Raw genomic sequence first — 21,373 nt, 5'->3', positions numbered from 1 at the left:
GGGCGCCCGCGTTGCGGGCGCGCCTCGTCTGTCGGACGCGGTCGCGAGAGCGGCCGTATGTTCGCTGGCCAGCCTTTTTACGAGCACAGTGGCGATGGGCAACAGGGTCATTGCGACGGCATTGCCGGAGGTGAAACTCATCGAGCCGGAAGTGTTCATCGACGAGTTCGGCTTCTGCTTCGAGAGTTTCAGCGCGGACGAGTTTTCGGACGACGTCGCGCAAGGTTTCAACTTCGTGCAGGACCGCCATCTGCGCGCCGTGCACGGCGTGCTGCGCGGCTTGCACTACCAGGTGCAGCGTCCCCAGGGGAGGCTGCTGCGCGTCGTGCGCGGCGAGATCTTCGATGTCGCGGTCGACGTGCGCCTGAACTCACCGAACTTCGGCAAATGGAGCGGCGAGCATCTGAGCGAAGCCAACCAGCGGCAGATCTGGGTGCCGCCCGGTTTCGCGCACGGCTTCGTCGTGCTGTCCGATGTCGCCGAATGCATGTGGAAGACCACCGAGTACTGGTTCCCCGAGCTCGAGCGCTGCCTGCTGTGGTCCGATCCCGACATCGGCATCGAGTGGCCGATCGATTTTCAGCCCATCCTCGGCAGCAAGGATGCGGCGGGCCGTCGTCTGTACGAGGCCGAGAACATCTCGTGAACGACGGCTGATCGGCCTGAGTATTTACGACATTTTTGCTCGAGACGCTCACGGGCCAACCCTGCACTTCGGTGCGTGGATCAAACCATCGAGACGACCCGCGAGCGCGTGCTGCGCGGCGATTGCCATGTCGCGGTGTATGAAGGACACATCGTCGGCACGATGACACTCCATGCTTCGGAGGGCGAAGCATCGCGCGAGAAGGAAAGCAGAGTTGAAGCGCCCGATGCTTCTGCAACTATTGCAATATGCTGCGGCAAGTATTGCAACGGCGACAGCATCCGCGCAAACCTCAACGCGGCACCCACGCAGCGTGGCCGGTTCGCATCGGGCGAGGGTGAATTCACCGAACGCTGTATGCAGCCGTCAGCGTCGGATCACGCCCATCAGCAGGGTGACGAGGAAGATCACCAGGAAGATGAAGAACAACACCTTGGCGATTTCGGTTGCGCCCGCGGCAATGCCTCCAAAGCCGAACACTGCGGCGATGATGGCGATGATGAAGAAAATCACAGCGTATCGAAGCATGGTGCCTCCACCGGTGGATTGTTGAAATGACGTTTGAACGGCGCCCCGTTGCGTACGTCACGCGGCTTCACGGGTGAGATGCCGGCGAGCGGAATTCAGCAATAGATGTGCCATCGCTTGATTGACGCCAACGTTTGCGGAAGGGCTGCCTGGCGGCAAGCGAAATTGCCGTTGAACCCGCGCTAACGTTTGCTCCCCTCGTCACTGGGCGCGCAACCATGGTGCGGACACGTCGAACGCGTTGCGCCTCACCCACCCAACCAGCGATACGCAAGCGGCCCGCACAACACGCCCCACGTCAGCGCACACATCAGCAGCGCAATGGTCACGGCCGCGCTGCCACAGTCTTTCGCACGTTTTGACAATTCATGCCGCTCGAACGAGATCCGGTCGATGGCGGCCTCGATCGCCGAATTCAATAGCTCCACCAGCAGCACGAGCAGTACCGATCCGATCAGCAGCACGCGCGCGATGGCGTCGACCGGCATCAGGAACGCCGTCGGCACGAGGATAGCCGCGAGCGCGGCTTCCTGACGGAACGCGCTTTCCGCACGCAATGTCGCGACGATGCCGGCATACGAATGCCGCAGCGCGAAGAACCCGCGCAGCGGACCGCTGCACTTGGCGGGCGGCGCGATGGGTGAATGAGCGGGGGAATCGGCAGGATCGGCCATGTGTCGGGATGACTTCGAGTGCGGCAAATGACTGCGGATCTTACAAGATGTCAACAACGTTGCAAATTGTGATATCGTGGCGCCGCCCAACAGCGGCAGGCACCTGCACCTTCTTGCCTGACCGGCCGGCTTCGAAACATAAACAGAACGCATCACCGGTTAGGGCTGCTGCCGATTGCGCTCAGGTGTTGGCCAACCCGGTTGGCCAACCCGTCGCTCGTTGCGCTCAAGGTTTCGCCGGATTTTCCGTATACCAGGCATAGCGCGCCGCCGCCTGTTTCGCCTGCTGCGCGCGCCCGCCAGTCCGTTTTCAACTTCGCGCGCTCGCGCGGCAGACCGGATTCGCACCGTAGTTGGCGCACTCGAGCGCGCACGGTCGAGGTCCAACAAGCTGAGCTGTTCATGAAACCAGTTGTGTCGTTTTGCCTTTCGCTGACCGCCGTTGTCGGCGCGTTGTATGCCGTCGGCTCGGGCGCCGCGCCATCGGTGCCTGTCGTCGTCGCGGCGGCGAATGCGCCGAGCGCGCCCACTGTCGCCGGCGCGAGCGCCGTCACCGCCAACGTCAACCCGCACTTCCTCGACAACGACGCCAGCGTCCCAACGCCGGCATCCGGCTCCAGCACATCGCGCGTTTCATTCGCGACCCTGGGCGCGTATCAGCCGTTGACGCTGCGCGGCGTCGAAGACGCGCGCACCGTCAATCTCGGCGTGCGGCTCGATCGCGTGGTCACGGCCGCGCGCCTGCGCTTGCGCTACACGTATTCGCCGTCGCTGGTGTTTGCGATGTCGCATCTGAAGGTGTCGATCAACAACGAAGTGGTCGCGACCGTGCCGTTCGATCGCGAGCACGCCGGCAAGCTCGTCACACAGGACATCGCGCTCGATCCGCGTTTTCTGACCGACTACAACCAGATCGGTCTGCGCCTGATCGCGCATTACACGCTCGAGCATTGCGAAGACCCAGAGAACTCCGCGCTGTGGGCCGACGTGAGTCCGTCGAGCGAATTCATCGTCGATACCGCGCCGATCCGTTTGCCCGACGATCTCGCACTGCTGCCCGCGCCGTTCTTCGATCACCGCGACGCGAGCCGGCTGCGTCTGCCGTTCGTGCTGCCGGCCGGCGCCGACAACGCGACGCTGCGCAGCGCGGGCGTGCTCGCCTCGTGGTTCGGCGCGCAGGCCGATTACCGGCAGGCGCGCTTTCCGGCGCTGTCGACGTTGCCCACCGATTCGCACGCGGTCGTCGTCGCGCGCAGCGAGCAGTTGCCCGCCGGCCTCACGCTGCCGCCGATCAACGGTCCGATGCTGATCGTCGCCGACAATCCCGTCGCGCCGAACCGCAAGCTGCTGATCGTGACCGGCCGCAGCGCCGCCGAAGTCGATCAGGCGAGCACCGCGCTCGTGCTCGGCACGACCGCGCTCGCGGGTCCCGCGGTGCGCATCACGCAGCTCGCCGCCGGCGCGCCGCGCAAACCGTACGACGCGCCGCGCTGGCTGCCGGTCGACCGGCCGGTCGCGTTCAAGGAGCTGGTCGACGATCCGTCGCAACTGCAGGTGCGCGGCAGCTCGCCAGACGCGATCCGCCTCAACCTGCGCGTGCCCGCCGATCTGTACTCGTGGAACGGCGCGGGCGTGCCGCTGAATCTGAAGTACCGCTACACGGCGCCGACCGTGCAGAATAATTCGGCGCTCGCGGTGCAGATCAACGAGCAGCTGGTCAAGTCGTACCGGCTCGCGCTCGCGACCGCCGACGACGCGCAGGGCCGCCTGCAACTGCCGGTGCTGTCGAACAACGGCAACCGCTCGACGAGCGCGCTCGACATTCCCGCGTTTCGGATCGGCAGCTCGAACCAGTTGCAGCTGCGCTTCAATCTCGATTCGCAGAAGACCGGGTTATGCCAGGGCGTCGCCACGAATCCGGTTCAGGCCGCGGTCGATCCCGATTCGACGATCGACTTCTCGGACTTCGTCCACTTCGCGCAGATGCCGAACCTCGCGTTCTTCGCGAACAGCGGCTTTCCGTTCACGCGCTACGCGGACCTGTCGCAAACGGCTGTCGTGATTCCCGAGCATCCCGCGCCGCAGGAGCTCGAAAGCCTGCTGACGATGCTCGGCCACATGGGGCAGTGGACCGGCTATCCGGCGCTGCGCGTACAGGTCGCGCGGCCGCGCGAGCTCGCGCAGCTGAGCGGCAAGGATCTGCTCGTGATCGGCGGCGACGGCTCGGCGCCGTGGCTCGCGCGCTGGCCGCATGCGTTGCCGCTGACGATGGGCGCCCAGACCGGCGACACCGATGGATCGAGCCCGCTCGCGCGCACCTCGTTCGCGGTCGACGAGCAGTGGCGCAGCGGCGCCCGGCGCAGCGGCGCGCATCGGCCGGATGGCGGCGCGCGCATCGAACGCGACGGACCGCTTGCCGCGCTGATGGGCTTCGAATTGCCGGGCAGCCACGGACGCAGCGTCGTCGCGCTGACCGGCACCGATCAACAGCAGCTGTCGCAACTGCTCGACATGCTCGAAAAGCCGGACCGCATCGCGCAATTGCAGGGCGACCTCGCGTTGCTGCGCGATGGCAAGGTGGACAGCATGCGCGTCGGCGACACCTATCTGGTCGGCTACGTGCCCTGGTATGCGCGGTTGTGGAGCAAGGCGATGCAGCATCCGGTGCTGCTCGGCGTGCTCGGTGCGCTCGCCGGCTTGCTGCTCGCGGTCGGCGCGTTCACCGCGTTGCAGGAACTGGCCGCGCGGCGCCGGGGAGTCTGATCGATGAGTCAGGCGAAGGACGGGGTGCTGCGGCGGGCAGCGCGCGGCGGCTTGGGCGTGCGAGTCGATGCCCGTGCTGGGGTGAGCGTTGAAAGTGGCGCGGGGCCTGCGCGCGAGGTTCGCGAGCAGCCTCGTGCGAACAGCGGCGAGGATGCCAGCGGCGCTGTCAGCCGCGGTGCTTGCCACGATGCTGACGCTTGCGAGCAGTCACGACGCGTTCGCCACGCAAGCGTTAGAGCCGAGCCGCGCCGACGTCGCCGCGTGCACCGCCGCGCCCTGGCCGGGCTGGCAGCAATTCAAGCGCGATTTCCTTTCCGCCGATGGCCGCGTCATCGACGTCGGCTCGCCCGACGAGCGCACGGTGTCTGAGGGGCAATCGTACGCACTGTTTTTCGCGCTCGTCGCGAACGACCGCGCGGCCTTCGACACGATCCTGCGCTGGACCGAGCAGCATCTCGCGCAGGGCGACCTGACCGCGCGCCTGCCGGCGTGGCTGTGGGGCCGTTCATCCGACGGCAGCTGGGCAGTGCTCGACGCGAATGCGTCGTCGGATGCCGACCTGTGGATCGCCTATGCGCTGCTCGAAGCGGGCGACGCGTGGCGCGAGCGCAGTTACACGGCGCGCGGCGCGGTGCTCGCCCGGCGCGTGCTCGACGAGGAAACGGCCAACGTGCCGGGGCTCGGCCTGACCTTGCTGCCGGGCCCGGTCGGCTTTCATCCGGACGCGGACGTGTGGCGCGTCAATCCGAGCTACACGCCGCCGCAGGTGCTGCGCGGCCTTGCCACGCGGCTGCCCGGCGATCCGCGCTGGCCGCGTTTGCTCGCGAGCACGAGCCGAATCCTGATCGACACCGCGCCGCATGGCTTCGCGCCGGACTGGGCGTTGTACCGCGCGCGCCGCGGCTTCGCGCCCGACGCGCAGACCGACGCCGAGAGCGCCTACAACGCGATTCGCGTGTACCTGTGGGCCGGCATGCTCGACCGGCGCGATCCGCTCGCGCCGACGCTGCTCGCGCGCTTCGCGCCGTTCGCGAGCTTCATCGCCGCGCACGGCGCGCCGCCCGAGAAAGTCGACGCGACCACTGGCCGTGCCGGCATCAACATGGGCAACGCGGGTTTTTCGGCGGCGGCCGTGCCGTTTCTCGATGCGCGCGGCCAGCGCGCGCTCGCCGATGCGCAGATCGCCCGCGTCGCCGCGCTCGATCGCGAGACGGCCGCCGGCTATTACACGAGCGTGCTGAGCCTGTTCGCGCTCGGCTGGCGCGAAGGCCGCTATCGTTTCGCCGCCGACGGCACCCTCGATCCGCACTGGAGCACGTCGTGCCGCGCCGCGCCGCAGTAATGCGAGCGGCGCGCATTGGCGTGCTCGCGTGCGCGTGGCTCGCGGCGATGACGCGACACGTATACGGCAGTACCAGCGAAGCCGAAGCGATGCGCACGACGGCCGCGCGCACGGCTGCAGCGCGCACTGCTGCCATAAGGACACTGGCAGCGCCCGCTGCTTTGCCAGCCATAGCGCCGCCATACGACGCCGCCGCGCAACGCCTGCTCGCGACCGCGCGCATGTGGTCGACCAAGCATCGCGACGACCTCGCCTTGCAGGCGATCGACAAGGCGCTGCTCGCCGCGCCCGGCGATCCGGCCTTGCTTGCCGAGCAGGTGCGCATCGAATTGCGTCTCGGCCAAGCGCAAGCCGCGCAGGCGACGCTTGCGCGCTTGCGCGCCAAGGCGCCGGACAGCGCGGCGATCCAGCAGCTCGACGACGAATTCCGCGTCGCCACGAACGGCCGCGAGGAATTCGCGACCGTGCGTCTGCTCGCGCGTAGCGGCCAATCCGCCGAAGCGGCGCGGCGGTTGCAGCTGCTGTTTGCGCACGGCGCGCCGTCGGGCTCGCTCGGCGCCGAGTACTACCAGATTCTCGCGGGCACGCCCGAGGGCCGCGAGCAGGCCCTCGTCGCGCTGCATCGGCGGATCGCCGCCGATCCGTCCGACGTTGACGCGGCGCTGGTGCTCGCGAATCTGCTGAACACGCGCGGCGACACGCGCGCGGAGGCTAACCGCATCGCCTGGAATCTGGCGACGCGGCCCGACTCCGATCGCACGGCCTCGCTCGACACGTGGCGTCACGTGCTGCAATCGGCGGGTGTGGACCTCGCGTATCTGCCGGCGTTGCGCGCGTATCTGCAACTGGCGCCGGACGACACCGAATTCCGCGAGCGCGTCGCGACGCTCGAAGCGCGCCTCGACGCGCAACGGCAACTCGAACGCAATCCCGACTACATCGCGCAGCAGCGCGGTCTGCAGGCGCTCGCGCGCAACGATCTCGCGGCCGCTGAGCCGCTGCTCGCGCGCGCCGCGAGCGCGCGTCCCGACGATGCCGACGCAGTCGGCGGTCTCGGCATCGCGCGCATGCGGGCCGGGCGGCACGACGAAGCGCGCACGCTGTTTCTGCGCGCGGCCTCGCTCGCGCCCGACAATCGCGCGAAATGGCAGGGTCTCGCGCGCACCGCGCAATTCTGGGGAACGCTCGCGCAAGGCCGCGCGGCCGCCGCGGCAGGCCACCCGCAGGATGCGGAGCGGGCGGCACGCGCGGCGCTCGCGATGGAGCCGGACAACGCGGACGCGAAGCTGATGCTCGCCGACGCGCTGCTCGCGCAGCACGACTGGAGCGCGGCCGAGCCGCTGCTGCGCGAGATGCTGAGCGGGCATGCGGCGAGCGTGGCGGCGCTGCGCAGCACGCAGACGCTTTTCGAAAACACCGGCCGCGCGGCGCAGGTCGAGCCGCTGATCGATGCGTTGCAAAGCCGCTTCACCGCCGCCGACGATCGCCAGAGCCTCGCCCGTCTGCGCGCCGATCTGCTCGCCAGCCAGGCGGAGCAGTTGCTCGCCGACGGCGCGCGCGGGCCCGCCGCGCAGCGCTACGAAGCGGCTTTGCGCAGCGAGCCCGACGCACCGTGGACGCGTTTCGCGCTCGCGCGTCTGTACCGCGATCTCGGGCTGCCGCAACTCGGCCGCATCGTGATGGACGAGGGTCTTGCGCTCGCGCCATCGGCCGAGATGCGCTATGCGAGCGCGCTTTACCGCAATTCGCTCGATGACCTGAGCGGCGCGCAAGCGGCGCTCGCACTGATCCCGGAGCAAGACCGCACCGATGGTATGCGGGCGCTCGATCGCAATCTGCAAACGCAACGAAGGCTCGCCGACGTGCGCGCCGCATTCGCGCGCGACGATCGCGCAAACGCGGTCCGCCTGCTCGACGAGGCACGCGCTTTGGCCGGCGACGATCCGAATCTGCTCGCGTCGGTCGGCGCGCAGTGGATCGACGCGGGCGATGCCGGGCGCGGCCTCGCGTTGTTGCGCGACTGGATCGACGCGCATCCGCACGAGGCCGACGCGGACGTGCGGCTGCGCTACGGCGATCTGCTCGGCAGCGCGCGACGCGACGCGGAGCTGTCCGCATGGCTTCGGCAGTTGCGGGGCGATCCGCAACTGAAGCTGGACGCCGCGCAACGCGCGCGCCTCGAGGACCAGGCGCTGCGTGCGACGTTGCGGCAAACCGACGAAGCGATCGATCGTGGGGATTACGAAGCGGCCCGGCAGCGACTCGCGGCGGTCAGCCCGGCCGGTCGGCGGGACAAACGCTACGCGCTCGAACTCGCCGATCTGCAGCGCGTGCAGGGCCACTACGCGGCCGCGCGGGCGACGCTGGCGCCACTGCTAGCCGCGCAGCCGAACGATGCGGACGCGCAGCTCGCGCTGGCCCGCGTGCTGGAGCAGAGCGGCCAGCGCGGCGCCGCGCTGCGCGTCGTGCACGACGTGCTCGACGGCGCCGCGCCCGACGACGTCGACACGCGGCTCGCCGCCGCGCGCCGGCTCGCCGCGTTGAACGAAACGCGCGACGCGCAGCGGATCACGGCGGCGTTGCGCGTCGCGTATCCAACGCGGCCGGACGTGACGGTGCAAAGCGGCCGCATCGCCGAAGACCTCGGGCAGTACGAGGATGCCGCTTCGCTCTATCGTTTGTCGCTCGCGCAGGAACGCTCGGCGGGCGTGAGCGCGGGACCTGATGGCACGCCCGCGCGGGCCGCGCTCGACGATCTCGAACAGCGTCGCAATCCCTCGATCGAGACCGGCTGGCTGCCCGCCTATAAGTCCGGCGACGCGGGCATCTCGCAACTGCGCGCGTGGCAGGTGCCGGTGTACGTGCAGATGCCGTATCGCTACGACGGCCACTTCTTCGCGCACCTCGATACCGTGCGTCTCGATGCGGGCACGCTCGACGTCAGCGACGCCAACGCGTCCACACGCGATACCTTCGGCACCTTCGGCGCGGCCGACAAGCTCGGGACCTCGCTCGGCTTGTCGCCGCAGCAACTCGCCACGCTGGCCGCGCGCTTGCCGTATCTGCATCAGCCGGCCACCGGCGTCGCGCTCGGCGCGGGCTACACGTCCGACGCGTGGCGCTTCGACGTCGGCACGACGCCGCTCGGTTTCCCCGTGTCTTACCTCGTCGGCGGTGTGCGCTATCGGTTCGACGCGGGACCGGCGAGCTTTTCGCTGAGCGGCTCGCGCCGTCCGGAAACGGGCAGTCAGCTGTCTTATGCAGGCATGCACGATCCGGTGACCGGCGCGGTGTGGGGCGGCGTGCGCCGCGACGGTATCGACCTGCATTCGTCGCTCGATATCGGCGCGGCGAACCTGTTCGCCGATCTCGGCGCGGGCGAACTGAGCGGGCGCAACGTCGCGAGCAATCAGGAATTCACGCTGCGCACCGGCTTCACGATGCCGGTCTATCGGCGCGCGAATGCACTGGTGAGCACCGGCCTCGTCGGCAACGCGTGGCACTACACGAACAACCTGCGCTTCTATTCGTTCGGGCAGGGCGGCTACTACAGTCCGCAGCGCTATCTGTCGCTCGGGGTGCCGCTCGAATGGCTGGGGCGGCGCGGCGCGCTGAAGTGGGATCTGAGCGCGACCGTGGGCGTGTCGAACTCGTATGAGCGGAATTCGCCGTACTACCCGAACGGTCTGCCCGCAGGGCTCGGCGCGGCGCCGGGGCTCGAGAGCCTCGTCAATGCAGGCAGCTCGACACGCGGCGTCGTGTTTTCGTATGGGCTCGCGGGCGTCGTCGAGTATCGCGTCGATCCGCATCTGGTGTTGGGCGGGCAGTTGAGCATCGATCGTTCGCATGACTACGCACCGAGCGCCGCGCTCGTCTATCTGCGCTACACCTTCGATGCGCGCAAGCAGGACAACCGTATGTCGCCGCAGCCGGTACGGCTTTATTCGAGCTATTGAGCGGCGATGCAACGAGACCGGGGACAGCAGACGTGAACACCGATTCGAATCCAACCCAAACTCCCGTGCGCGCTTTTCTGCGACGCTGGCTGCGCGTGTTCGGCGGCGATGCGCCGCGGCGCGCACAGCAGATCGGCCGTCTGGCGATCGAGGCATTGCCAGACGAATGGGCCGCGCTCGAAGCGGGCAAGCTGTATGCGATCTACGCGGCGCCGCGCACGCCGGGGGCCGACAGGCCGGTCGTCGATACGCCGGGCGTCGACACGCCGGGCGTCGACACGCCGGGCGTCGACACGCTGATCTGGGAAAGCGCTCGCGCCGCGCTCACTCGCGACGTGACGGTCGTGCTCGCGCGTGAGCGCGCGGCCGTTGCCCAGCGTTTGCGCGAGTTGGGCTTCAGCGCCAGCGCACCGGCCGCGGGCTGGCCGCGCAATCTGAACGTGCTCGCGATGCCGCCAGTCGATGACTCGCAAGCGCAGGAGCAGCACGCCGACAGCGCCGCGACGCACGGCAAACTGTTCGGCGGTCTGCGCGCGCTGAAGCGCTTCGGTTTTCGTGCCCGCTCGCTGTATTTCATCGAAGGCGCCGAGCGCTGGTTCAACTGGCACGACGCTGCGGCGCTCGCGCACGCAGCCCGCATGCTCGCGAACTGGTGTGCGGCACGGCGTATCACGCTGGTGCTGCTGCTCGGCATCGATGGAAATGGCGACGACGATTCACTCGACCCGCGCGGCGCCCGGGACAGCGGCGTCGATGCGCCGCACCGCAACGCGTTCCATGCGGCATGCGCGGGCGTCGCACGGATGGAGCGCACGCACGGCGAGCTGCTGTGGCATGCCGACTTCTGGCGCGCGGATCGCACACTGGTGACGGGCGAAGTCCGCTCGCTGCGCTTTACCGATAGCGGTCGCCTCAGCGTCGCGCCCGACACGCCAGCGGACAGCGTCGCGCGCGGCCAACGCCTGCTTGCGCGCGACGAGCAGCGCGTCGTCGTGAGCCGCGCGGTGGTGCGCGGTCAGGAGGCATGGCTGCCGCCGCATTGGGAGGTGTGCGCCGATCAGGCTGCGGTGCTGAGCGCGTGCGCCCATGCGCAGGCCGCGACCGTGGTGCTCGATTACGCGGGCGGCGCGCAACTCGACGCGTTGTGCGCGACAGTTCATGCGCTGCGCCGCCAGGGCGGGCGCGCGCTCAAGATCGTCGTCGTCGAGCGGGGAGAAGTGCTGCGTCATCAATACGAGCTGCTCGTGCTGACGCTCGGCGCGAACCTCGTGCTCGGCCGCGACCTGCCGTTCTCGCGCATGCAGTCGCTGCTGCAGTCGTTGCAGGGGCAACTCCATACGCGTCCGGTCGCCACCGACTATCGCAGTGCCTTGAGCGCCGCGTTGAGCGACGACGTGCGCGGCTATCTGCCGGCCCGCGCGTTCTGCGAGCGCGTGCGCCTCGTGCTCGCACGCAGCGCCGTGCTGCAGTTGCCGCATGTGCTCGTTAAGCTGACGCTGCTGCCGCAATGCGCGCACGTCGATGCACTGAAGCACTGCGTGCCGCGTCGCGCGGGCGACGTGCTGACCGTCGACGCGTCGCATCTGTATGTGTTCCTGTTCGCCTGCCGGCTCGCCGATGCGGACGCCGCGCTGGCTCGGATCATCGATGTGCCGGTCGAACGGCTCGCCGACACGCTCGTGCATCTGGCGGAGCAGAGCATCGGCGCTGAACTCGACGCGCTGGAAGCGGCCAACCGGCGTAATCGGATCGCCGATTACAGCGATATGTTCGCAGCGTCCATGCGTGATGGCGCGCCTTGGCGCGCACCGCTCGCCGCAGCACCGGACGAAGCCGCGCGCGAAGGGGCGCACGTGGCCGCCGCGCAACTGGCGCGGGTGGAAGAGGTGTTGGTTCATGCGCGCGCCGAGCTCGAAGCTGGCGCCGCGGTGGCGGCAAGCGCGGCCGCGCCAACGACTGGGCCCGCCTGGCCTATCGAATCAACCGTGGCGAAGCCGCCCGCTTCTGAGCGCCTCCCATCCCATTCCACGCCGCGGCGCCGTCGCGCGGAACCCAGCGCGATGCCGCTGCGCGCGAGGAGCATCGAATGATCGAACTGGTTCTGATCTGTTTCGTGGCCGGCATGCTCGTCGCGCTGCCGGTATGGGTCGTCTGGCAGCGCGTCGGCGTACGGCGCGGTCTCGCGGACATGCGCGGCTTCGATCCGCGCGACGCGGTGCCGTGCGGCATCGAGCCGGTCGCGCTGCGCGCGCGTCTGCTGCCCGCACTCGATACGACGCAAGACGAGGTGGCGCGATGAAAACGATCGTCGTCGTCTCCACCGCGGGCGGCACGGGCCGCACGACGTTGACCGCCGCGCTCGCGGTACTGCTCGCGCGCCGCGGCCGCCAGGTTGTCGCGCTCGACTTCGATCCGCAGAACATGCTCGGCGCGCAGCTCGGCATCGACGGTCTCGCGGCGACCGGTCTGTCGCAGGCACTGCTCGACGCGGATACCGCGTGGCATGGCGACACATGGCGCAACGCGGACGGCGTGCTGTTCGTGCCGTACGGTGCGGTGACCGCCGCGCAAAGCACGCAGTGCGACGCACGCCTCGCCGCCGATCCGCGTTGGCTCGCCGACGCGCTCGCCGAACTCGATCTGCCACGCGATGGCGTCGTGTTGATCGACACCGCGCGCTATCCGTCGCAGCAGGCCGAGCACGCGCTGCGTTGCGCAGACCTCGCGCTGTGCGTGACGCCGCCCGAGCCGGCCGCCTGCGCGACGCTGGTCGCGCGGCTCGGCGCGCTGCGCGATGCGTGCGCGCAGTTGCGGATCATCGTGAACCGGCTCAATCCCGCGCGCGACATGCAGCGCGACGTGCTGGCGATGCTCGGCGCGGCGCTCGGCGACAAGCTGCCGCTCGCGCAGCGCGTGCATTTCGATGGCGCGTTGCCCGAGTCGTTCGCGCGCGGCACGTGGCTGTTCGACGACGCCCCGCATTCACAGGCGTCGCACGATCTGCAGGGGCTCGCGAATTGGCTCGACGCGTGGCTCACTGAAGCCACGGCGCCGCTCGATCGGCGGGGCGGCGCGTCATGAACGTGCGCGAAATGCGCTCGATGCGTAAGCGCGCGCTCGACTGGCTCGCGCGCGGCCTCGGCCTGCGCGCGACGCGCACGCCGCTCGACTGGTTCGTGCGGCTGTTCTTCCAGCCGGCCGCGCCGGGCAAGCCCGACTACGCGCGCCGCTGGATTCGCGCGGCCGTGCTGCATTTCGCGCTGCAATGGGGCGTGCTCCAGCCGCATCGGTTGCGCGCATGGCTGTGGCGCGCGTTCGTGCGCGCGCTGCGTCCGTCGTCGAGAAGCGCGGCGGCGACGGTACGGGTGCTAGCCGCGTGGATCGACCGTTGGCTCGTGCCGCTATGGTTGCTCGGGCGGCGCGGGCGCGAGCGCATCGACGCGCTGCTGGCGAGCTTGCCGTGGCAGCGCTGGGGCACGCGGCTCGAAGACGCGACCCAGCGCGTCGGCCACATTCGCTGGCTGCTGCCGCTCATGGTTGCCGCAGGTGCGGGTTTGTGGGCGGTGATCGGCACGGCGCCGCTGCAATCCGATGGTCAGTTCGCGTTTTTCGCGGTACTCGTGATCGTCGCGCTGATCGTGCGACGCTTTCCGGGCCGCATGCCCGTGCTGATCCTGACGACGCTCGCGCTGCTCGCGATGGTGCGCTACGTCTGGTGGCGCGTCACGCAGACGCTGTCGTTCCAGACGCCGGGCGAGGCGATCCTCGGCTATCTGCTGTTCGGCGCGGAAGCGTATACGTGGGTGATTCTGCTGCTCGGTTTCGTGCAGACGGCGTGGCCGCTGAATCGCGCGGTCGCCAGTCTGCCAGCCGATACGTCGAGCTGGCCGAGCGTCGACATCTATATCCCGACTTATAACGAGTCATTGGCCGTCGTGCGCTCGACCGTGTTCGCCGCGCAAGGCATCGACTGGCCCGCCGACAAGCTGCGCGTCTATCTGCTCGACGACGGCCGCCGCGAGGAATTCAAAGCGTTCGCGCAGGCGTGCGGGATCGGCTATCTGACGCGCGACGACAACCGTCACGCGAAAGCCGGCAACATCAATAGCGCGCTCGCCAGCACGCAAGGCGAGTACGTCGCGATCTTCGATTGCGATCACGTGCCGACGCGCTCATTCCTGCAAACGACGATGGGCACGTTCCTGCGCGACGCGCGCTGCGCGATGGTGCAGACGCCGCATCACTTTTTTTCGCCGGACCCGTTCGAACGCAACCTCGGCACGTTCCGCCGCGTGCCGAACGAGGGCAATCTGTTCTACGGACTCGTGCAGTCGGGCAACGATCTGTGGAACGCGTCGTTCTTCTGCGGCTCGTGCGCGATCCTCAAACGCGCGGCGCTCGAAGAAGTGGGCGGCATCGCGGTGGAGACCGTTACCGAAGACGCGCACACCGCGCTGAAGCTGCACCGGCGCGGCTACACGACCGCCTATCTGCCGACCGTGCAAGCCGCCGGTCTCGCGACCGAAAGCCTCGCGAGCCATATCCGGCAGCGCACGCGCTGGGCGCGCGGCATGACGCAGATTTTCCGCATCGACAATCCGTTCGTCGGCCGCGGGCTGAGCTTTTTCCAGCGGCTCTGCTACGGCAACGCGATGCTGCATTTCTTCTACGGCGTGCCGCGGCTCGTGTTCCTGACGATGCCGATGGCGTACCTGTTCTTCCAGATGTACTTCATCAACGCATCGGCGATGACGATCGCGGGCTTCGTGCTGCCGTACATCGTGCTCGCGAACGTGGCGAACTCGCGGATGCAGGGCAAGTACCGTCACTCGTTCTGGGCCGAAGTCTACGAGTCGGTGCTCGCGTGGTACATCGTGCTGCCGACGACCGTTGCGTTCTTCAGCCCGAGGCACGGCAAGTTCAACGTGACCGACAAGGGCGGGCGCATCGGCGAGGGCTATTTCGACTGGTCTACCTCGAAGCCGTATCTGGTGCTGCTCGCACTGAACACCGGCGCGCTCGCCGCCGGCGTGTACCGGCTCATGTTCGGGCAGGGCGGCGAAACGGCAACGATCCTGATGAACGTGTTCTGGACGCTCTACAACCTCGTGATGCTCGGCGCGGCCGCGAGCGTCGCGCGCGAGGCGAAGCAGGTGCGCGTCACGCATCGGATCGCGATGCGCGCGGCGGCGACGCTGCTGCTCACGGACGGCTCGACGCTCGCCTGCACGACCAGCGACTATTCGACCGGCGGCCTTGGTCTCGACGTCGAGCCGGGTTTGAATCTCGCGCCGGGCGACAGCCTCGGCGTGTGCCTGAGCCGCGGCGATCGCCAGTTCCATTTTCCGGTGTACGTGAGCCGCTGCGTCGGACGGCACCTCGGCGTGCGCTTCGACGGTCTCACGCTCGAACAGGAGCGGCAGCTCGTGCAATGCACGTTCGGCCGCGCCGACGCGTGGCTCGACTGGGATGAGCAAACGATCGAGGACGCGCCGCTGCGCGGTTTGAAGGAAGTGCTCGCGATGGGCGTCGAAGGCTATTCGCGACTGTGGGGCGGGCTCGCGCGTGCCTGCGAGACGCTGCTCGCGCTCGACCGCACCCGCTATTGATGCCGCCTGCGCGCATCGTCTCGTGCGCAGGCCAATGAGAGAACCCGTTCATGACTGTGTGGAACCTGTACTTCATCCTCAAGCTGTACCTGTTCGCGGGCGGCCATCTGCAGCCGCTATGGCTCGCGAACCTCGGCTTCGCGCTCGCGCTCGTCGTGAGCTCGACGCTGCGCCGGCGTGCGCTGCGCATCCTGCGCAATCTGGTCGGCCTCGCGCTCGGCGTGCCGCTGATGTACCACGAGGCGAACGTGCCGCCGTTCTCGCGTCTGACCGAGGAGTTCGGCAATCTGACGACGTTCAGCTTCGGCTACTGGCTCGAACTTGCGCAGCGCTTCGTGCCGCCGATGCTGCTGCTCGCGGCGCTGGGCGCGCTCGTCGGCTATCTGATCGTGAATCGCTGGGTGCGCGTCGCGACCTTCGTGCTGATCGCGCTGGTCGCGATTCCGCTGTGGCACGAGGGGGGGGTGGTGCTCGCGCAGCTGCGCGGTGCAGCGGCGAACGCAACGGCGAATGCCGGCGCGAGTGGCGCGAACAACGCGCTCGCCGCGCAGCCGCTCGACCATAACGCGACGCTTGCCGCGTTCCGCACGCAGGAGTCGCAGCGGCAGGTCAGCTTCGGTCATCTGGCCGCCGATCCGAACGCGCAGTTCGACGTGATCGTGCTGCACATCTGCTCGTTGTCGTGGGACGACCTCGATGTCGCGAAGGCGCGCAATCATCCGCTGCTCTCGCACTTCGACTATCTGTTCACGAACTTCAGCACCGCGGCAAGCTATAGCGGGCCGGCCGCGATTCGTGTGCTGCGCGCGAGCTGCGGCCAGCAGGCGCACGCGGACCTGTACAAGAATGCGCCGCCGCAGTGCTATCTGCTCGCCGATCTCGCGCAGGCCGGCTACACCCCGCAGACGATGCTGAACCACGACGGTCACTTCGACAACTTCCTGGAACTGGTCCACGACAACGCCGGCGCACCGAACGTACCGCTGATTCCGAACACGAGCGTGCCGGTCGCGATGCATGCGTTCGACGGCTCGCCGATCCGCGACGACTACGAGACGCTCGCGGCCTGGTATGCGCAGCGCGCGAGCATCGCGGGCCCGGTCGCGCTGTACTACAACACGATCAGCCTGCACGACGGCAACCGGTTGCCGAACAGCAGCCTGTCGAGTATCGATTCGTATCCGCTGCGGGTGAACAAGCTGATGAGCGACTTCGACCGCTTCGCCGATCTGATCGCGTCGTCGGGGCGGCGCGCGGTGATCGTGTTCGTGCCCGAGCACGGCGCGGCGCTGCGCGGCGACGCGAACCAGGTCGCGGGTCTGCGCGAGATTCCGACGCCGCGCATCGTGCATGGGCCGGTCGGCGTGCGCGTCGTCGGTTTCCAGGGCAGTCATGGGCCAACCACGGTGATCGACAATCCGTCGAGCTTCCTCGCGGTGGCGCAGCTGCTGTCGAACCTCGTGTCGAACAGCCCGTTCAAGCCGGGCGTGAGCTTGTCGCAGTACGCGACGAATCTGCCGCAAACGCAGATGGTCGGCGAAAACGAGGGGACGGTGACGATGAAGACCGCATCCGGCTATGTGGTGAAGACGCCGGACGGCGTGTGGGTGGACGGCAAATGACGAACGCCTCGACAAACGCCGCGCGCGGCGGCTGGCCCGTCGACGACATCAGCGGCCTCGCGCTGCGTCTGCCGGAGGTCGAGACGGCGCGCTATTTCGATGCCCAGGCGAAGGAGGCTTACCAGCAGTCGCTGCTGAAGTGGCCGGTGCTCGCGCGGCTGATGAACCTCGTGCCGCGCGACGAAGCCGATGCGCCCGCCGCGCGAGGCGAGCCGCAAGAATCGGCGCTGAAATAAGGCTCGCGTCGAACGCTCAACGCAATTGCGTGAACGCGAGCAGCAACACCATGCTGCCGATCGCGCCATCGAGCACGCGCCATGCAGTTGCGCGGCGAAACAGCGGCGCGAGCATGCGAGCGCCATAGCCGAGCGCGACGAACCACACCGCGCTGACCGTCATCGCGCCGAGCGCGAAGGCGACCCGTGCGCCTTCCGGTTCACGCGCGCCGGCCGTGCCGATCAACAGAAACGTGTCCAGATAGACGTGCGGATTGAGCCACGTGAACGCAAGCGTCATCAGGATGATCGGCAGCGCGCGTTGCGCAGGCGGCGCCTGATCGCGGGATGCGCCGGCCGAGCCATCGAGCACCGCGTGTCCGGGCCGCACCGCGCGGCGCAGCGCGCTGATGCCGAACCAGGCGAGATACGCGAGCCCAACATAGAGCATCGCGTGCACGAAGCGCGGGAAACGCTCCATCAGCACCGCGGCGCCGCCGACGCCCGCGCCGATCAGAATGAAATCGGACAACGTACACAACAGCACGATCTTGCCGACATGCGAGCGCATGATGCCCTGCCGCAGCACGAAAGCATTCTGCGCGCCGATCGTAACGATCAGCGACGCGCACAGCGCCGCGCCATGGGAAAAAGACAACCAGTTCATAAATGGTCCGGAAAAAGGAAAGCAGCGGGGATAGACGGGAAAATCCAGCAGCGCTAGTCTGCGGGTTGGCATCTCGTAAGAGAAGCTAATTTGTTTAATGCCGATTAAGGAACGCTAATGCTCGACTTCGCCTTGCTCGACGCGCTGGCCGCCGTGGTCCGCCACGGCTCGTTCGACCGTGCCGCAAGCGAGCTCAATATCACGCCGTCCGCGGTGTCGCAGCGGGTCAAGCTGCTCGAGGAGCGCGTCGGCAGCGTGCTCGTGAAGCGTGGGCAGCCGTGCGTCGCGACCACCTCGGGCGCGCTGCTATGCCGCCATACCGAACGCGTGCAACTGCTCGAAGCGGAGCTGAAAGGCCGCCTGCCGGCACTGCCCGGCGCGCTCGTCGAGCAGTGGCCGGCACTGCGCGTCGCGGTCAACGACGACAGCGTCGGCACCTGGTTCATCGACGCGGTCGCGCCGTTCTGCGTCGAACGCGAGATGCTGCTCGACCTCGTGATCGACGACCAGGACTACACCGCGCAGCGCATTCGCGACGGCAGCGTGCAGGGCGCGATCACGACGCAGGCCGAACCGGTGCAGGGCTGTCGCTCGACACGCCTCGGCCGCATGCGATACCTGGCGGTGTGCTCGCCGGCGTTTTTCGCGCGCTATTTCGCCGACGGCGTCACGCGCGACAGCCTGCGGCGCACGCCGTGCGTCGACTTCAATCCGAAGGATCAGCTGCAAAAGCGCTTCATGCGGCGCATTACGCGCGCGGAGCTCGATCCGCCGCTGCACTGGATTCCGCACGTCGCCGGTTTTTTGCGCGCGTGCGTGATGAGCCTCGGCTGGGGCATGTGTCCCGAGCGGATGATCGCCGGGCATCTGCAGCGCGGCGAACTGGTCGAGATCGCGCCGGGCAAGCATGTCGACGTCGATCTGTACTGGCAGAGCTGGCGTCTGTCGATCGGCTGGCTCGACGATTTCAGCGCGATGCTCAGAAAGCGGGCGGGCGAGTTTCTCGATTGACTACGCGGCGGTGCCGCATGCAGAAATGCGGCAGCTGCTATAGCAACAGCTCGATCGAATGAAACAGGCGGCGCTGTTCCGGGTCCTGCGAGCGCGCGCCTTCGTCGATCGTCTCGCGCAGGCAGTCGAGAAAGCAGGCGGCCGCCGGACTCGTGGGCGCGCCACGCCGCGACGTAATGCTGATGATGGTTTCGTCCAGCGTTTCACGCAGCGGCAGCGCCCACAGCTTTTCCTTCGCGCGTATCACCTCGACGAGCGGCCACGGAAAGATGCTGACCATATCCGTGTGCGCGAGCAGGCCCAGCACGATCGCGAGCGAATGCGCGAGCACGATCGTGTGCGGCACCGGCATGCCGCGCTTGACGAACAGATTGTTCGACATCGACTCGCGGCTCGCCGGGTCCCAGTTCAGTATCCATTCCGCGTCTTGAAGGTCGAGCAACGTGCGGCAACCGGCCTTCGGATGGTCGCGCCGCGCGACCACCGCCACGTGCGTCGAAAAGAGCGGCGCGTTCTGAAACTCCGACTGCGGCGACGCGGGCGGCGGCCGGCCGATCGAAAAATCGAGGCTGCCGTCGCGCAGACGCGGCTGCACGACCGCGAGCAGGCCTTCGAAAAATTCCAGTTGCACCTCCGGCATCCGCTCGCGAAAGCGCCGCACGGCGGGCGGCAGAAAAGTCAGCGCGACCCACGGCGTGACGCCGATCGACAGCTTGCCGGCGGCGGCTCCGCGCAACGCCTCGATCTCGGCTTGCGCGCGCTGCAACTGGCCGAGCACGAGCCGCGCATGCACGACGAGCGCGCGCCCGAACTCGGTGAACGCGACACCGCTCGCGCTGCGCACGACGAGCGGCACGTGCAGATCGGCTTCGAGCTCGCGCATCGCCTTGGTCACGGCGGCCGGGGAAAGCCCCAGCGAGCGGGCGGCCGCCCGGATACTTCCGGTATCGGCAATCGCCGCCAAGGTATTGAGCTGATGCAGTTTCATTCGAATGAGAGGCGTGACGGGGGCAACCAAGGGTTGGCACCGCAACGATTCTACGCCTGCCGCCCGGATATCGGCGCCGCTATGCTGGGTTCACGCTGACAGGGGCGCAACCAGTTGCATGGGATCGGACTAAGCGCTGAAGCGCCAGGTCCGATCGACAGGAGACGGCATGAACACGATGATCATTCCGGCGGGCATCGCCGAAGTCGAACAGGAAATGATCGCGCTGCGACGCAGCATCCACGCGCATCCGGAGCTGGCCTACGCGGAGTTCGCAACCGGCGATCTGGTCGCCGACCGCCTGCGGGAGTGGGGCTACAGCGTCCATCGCGGCTTGGGGCAGACCGGCGTGGTCGGGCAACTGAAGCTCGGCCACGGCACCCGCCGGCTCGGCCTGCGCGCTGACATGGACGCGCTGCCGATCCAGGAAACCACTGGCCTGCCGTACGCGAGCAAGCTGCCCGGCAAGATGCATGCATGCGGTCACGACGGCCATACTGCGATGCTGCTCGCCGCCGCCAGGCATCTGGCGCGCGAAAAAGGCTTCGACGGCACGCTGAATCTGATCTTCCAGCCGGCCGAGGAAGGGCTCGCCGGCGCCAAGAAAATGCTCGACGACGGCCTGTTCGAACAGTTTCCCTGCGACGCCGTGTTCGCGATGCGCAACATGCCGGGCTTTCCTACGGCCAAGCTGGGTTTCATGCCGGGGTCGTTCATGGCGTCGTCGGATACGGTGATCATCAAGGTGATCGGCCGCGGCGGCCATGGCGCGGTGCCGCACAAGGCGGTCGATCCGGTCGTCGTGTGCGCGCAGATCGTGCTCGCGCTGCAGTCGATCGTGTCGCGCAACATCGCGCCGCTCGATATGTCGATCATCACGGTCGGCGCGATTCACGCGGGCGAAGCGCCGAATGTGATCCCCGAAACCGCCGAGATGCGCCTGTCGGTGCGCGCGCTGCGGCCCGAGGTGCGTGACCATCTGCAGCAGCGCATCACCGAGGTCGCGACCGGGCAGGCGGCCGTGTTCGGCGCGCGTGCCGAGGTCGACTATCAGCGCCGCTACCCGGTGCTCGTCAACGATGCGGCCATGACCGCGCTCGCGCGCCAGGTCGCGCTCGACTGGCTGGGCGTCGACGGGCTGATTCACGACATGCAACCGCTGACCGGCAGCGAGGACTTCGCGTTCCTGCTCGAACGCTGCGCGGGCAGCTATCTGATCATCGGCAATGGCGACGGCGAGGGCGGCTGCATGGTCCACAACCCCGGCTACGACTTCAACGACGCTTGCCTCGCGACCGGCGCGGCCTACTGGGTCAAGCTCGCGCAGACGTTCCTCGTTTGACGCGGCGGCG

Annotated in this window: 16 protein-coding genes; 12 read left to right on the top strand and 4 right to left on the bottom strand. The window is 68.1% G+C overall.

Features of this window, described 5'->3' with window-relative positions; translation table 11 throughout:
* The first annotated feature begins 94 nt into the window (after positions 1-94).
* Complete coding sequence (rfbC, locus tag OKW45_RS25870; RefSeq protein WP_429471914.1) at positions 95-646, top strand: dTDP-4-dehydrorhamnose 3,5-epimerase; 552 nt, start codon at positions 95-97, stop codon at positions 644-646.
* Positions 647-1,012: 366 nt separating this feature from the next.
* Here rfbC and OKW45_RS25865 read toward each other — a convergent pair whose 3' ends face one another.
* Together OKW45_RS25865 and OKW45_RS25860 are read right to left on the bottom strand one after the other, a co-directional pair.
* Positions 1,013-1,174 carry a DUF1328 domain-containing protein gene (locus OKW45_RS25865; RefSeq protein ID WP_013089029.1) on the bottom strand — a complete coding sequence of 54 codons (162 nt, stop codon included), beginning with the start codon at positions 1,172-1,174 and terminating at the stop codon, positions 1,013-1,015.
* A gap of 248 nt (positions 1,175-1,422) precedes the next feature.
* The gene (locus OKW45_RS25860; protein ID WP_429473362.1) at positions 1,423-1,848 is read right to left on the bottom strand and encodes a diacylglycerol kinase; all 426 of its coding nucleotides are present in this window, start codon (positions 1,846-1,848) and stop codon (positions 1,423-1,425) included.
* Positions 1,849-2,250: 402 nt separating this feature from the next.
* Between OKW45_RS25860 and bcsB the strand changes: the two genes are divergently transcribed.
* From bcsB to OKW45_RS25815, 9 genes are all read left to right on the top strand, one after another.
* A complete protein-coding gene (gene bcsB / locus OKW45_RS25855) occupies positions 2,251-4,611 on the top strand; it encodes a cellulose biosynthesis cyclic di-GMP-binding regulatory protein BcsB (RefSeq protein ID WP_429471912.1) in 2,361 nt (786 codons plus the stop codon).
* 187 nt (positions 4,612-4,798) lie between these two features.
* Positions 4,799-5,953 carry a cellulose synthase complex periplasmic endoglucanase BcsZ gene (bcsZ, locus tag OKW45_RS25850; RefSeq protein ID WP_429473361.1) on the top strand — a complete coding sequence of 385 codons (1,155 nt, stop codon included), beginning with the start codon at positions 4,799-4,801 and terminating at the stop codon, positions 5,951-5,953.
* Positions 5,953-9,909 carry a cellulose synthase subunit BcsC-related outer membrane protein gene (locus OKW45_RS25845; protein ID WP_429473360.1) on the top strand — a complete coding sequence of 1,319 codons (3,957 nt, stop codon included), beginning with the start codon at positions 5,953-5,955 and terminating at the stop codon, positions 9,907-9,909. The genes bcsZ and OKW45_RS25845 overlap by 1 nt, the downstream gene beginning before the upstream one ends.
* 32 nt (positions 9,910-9,941) lie before the next feature.
* Positions 9,942-11,999: a cellulose biosynthesis protein BcsE gene (gene bcsE, locus OKW45_RS25840; protein WP_429471910.1), complete on the top strand. Its 2,058-nt coding sequence runs from the start codon at positions 9,942-9,944 to the stop codon at positions 11,997-11,999.
* Entirely contained in the window at positions 11,996-12,208 is a 213-nt protein-coding gene (locus OKW45_RS25835) for a hypothetical protein (protein WP_018418587.1), read from the top strand. The genes bcsE and OKW45_RS25835 overlap by 4 nt, the downstream gene beginning before the upstream one ends.
* Positions 12,205-12,990: a cellulose biosynthesis protein BcsQ gene (gene bcsQ / locus OKW45_RS25830; RefSeq protein ID WP_429471907.1), complete on the top strand. Its 786-nt coding sequence runs from the start codon at positions 12,205-12,207 to the stop codon at positions 12,988-12,990. The genes OKW45_RS25835 and bcsQ overlap by 4 nt, the downstream gene beginning before the upstream one ends.
* Positions 12,987-15,518 (top strand): UDP-forming cellulose synthase catalytic subunit, encoded by a 2,532-nt coding sequence (gene bcsA / locus OKW45_RS25825; RefSeq protein WP_429471905.1) that lies wholly within the window; start codon positions 12,987-12,989, stop codon positions 15,516-15,518. The genes bcsQ and bcsA overlap by 4 nt, the downstream gene beginning before the upstream one ends.
* 50 nt (positions 15,519-15,568) lie before the next feature.
* On the top strand, positions 15,569-17,140 hold the full coding sequence (bcsG, locus tag OKW45_RS25820) for a cellulose biosynthesis protein BcsG (RefSeq protein ID WP_429471903.1): 1,572 nt from the start codon (positions 15,569-15,571) through the stop codon (positions 17,138-17,140).
* Positions 17,137-17,376 carry a hypothetical protein gene (locus OKW45_RS25815; RefSeq protein WP_429471901.1) on the top strand — a complete coding sequence of 80 codons (240 nt, stop codon included), beginning with the start codon at positions 17,137-17,139 and terminating at the stop codon, positions 17,374-17,376. Before bcsG ends, OKW45_RS25815 begins: the two co-directional genes overlap by 4 nt.
* A 16-nt stretch (positions 17,377-17,392) precedes the next feature.
* Here OKW45_RS25815 and OKW45_RS25810 read toward each other — a convergent pair whose 3' ends face one another.
* Positions 17,393-18,022 (bottom strand): LysE/ArgO family amino acid transporter, encoded by a 630-nt coding sequence (locus tag OKW45_RS25810; RefSeq protein ID WP_018418582.1) that lies wholly within the window; start codon positions 18,020-18,022, stop codon positions 17,393-17,395.
* A 117-nt stretch (positions 18,023-18,139) separates the two neighbouring features.
* Between OKW45_RS25810 and OKW45_RS25805 the strand changes: the two genes are divergently transcribed.
* On the top strand, positions 18,140-19,033 hold the full coding sequence (locus tag OKW45_RS25805; RefSeq protein WP_429471898.1) for a LysR family transcriptional regulator ArgP: 894 nt from the start codon (positions 18,140-18,142) through the stop codon (positions 19,031-19,033).
* 37 nt (positions 19,034-19,070) lie between these two features.
* Here OKW45_RS25805 and OKW45_RS25800 read toward each other — a convergent pair whose 3' ends face one another.
* Entirely contained in the window at positions 19,071-20,021 is a 951-nt protein-coding gene (locus OKW45_RS25800) for a LysR substrate-binding domain-containing protein (protein WP_429471895.1), read from the bottom strand.
* 169 nt (positions 20,022-20,190) lie between these two features.
* On the opposite strand from OKW45_RS25800, the gene OKW45_RS25795 reads away from it, so the two are divergent.
* A complete protein-coding gene (locus OKW45_RS25795; RefSeq protein WP_429471893.1) occupies positions 20,191-21,363 on the top strand; it encodes a M20 aminoacylase family protein in 1,173 nt (390 codons plus the stop codon).
* Positions 21,364-21,373: the final 10 nt, after the last annotated feature.

The organism is Paraburkholderia lebeckiae (assembly GCF_050436225.1).
Taxonomy (GTDB): Bacteria; Pseudomonadota; Gammaproteobacteria; order Burkholderiales; family Burkholderiaceae; genus Paraburkholderia; species Paraburkholderia tuberum.
Note: the sequence above shows the minus strand (reverse complement) of the source record. Positions and strands in the feature narration are given on the sequence as shown.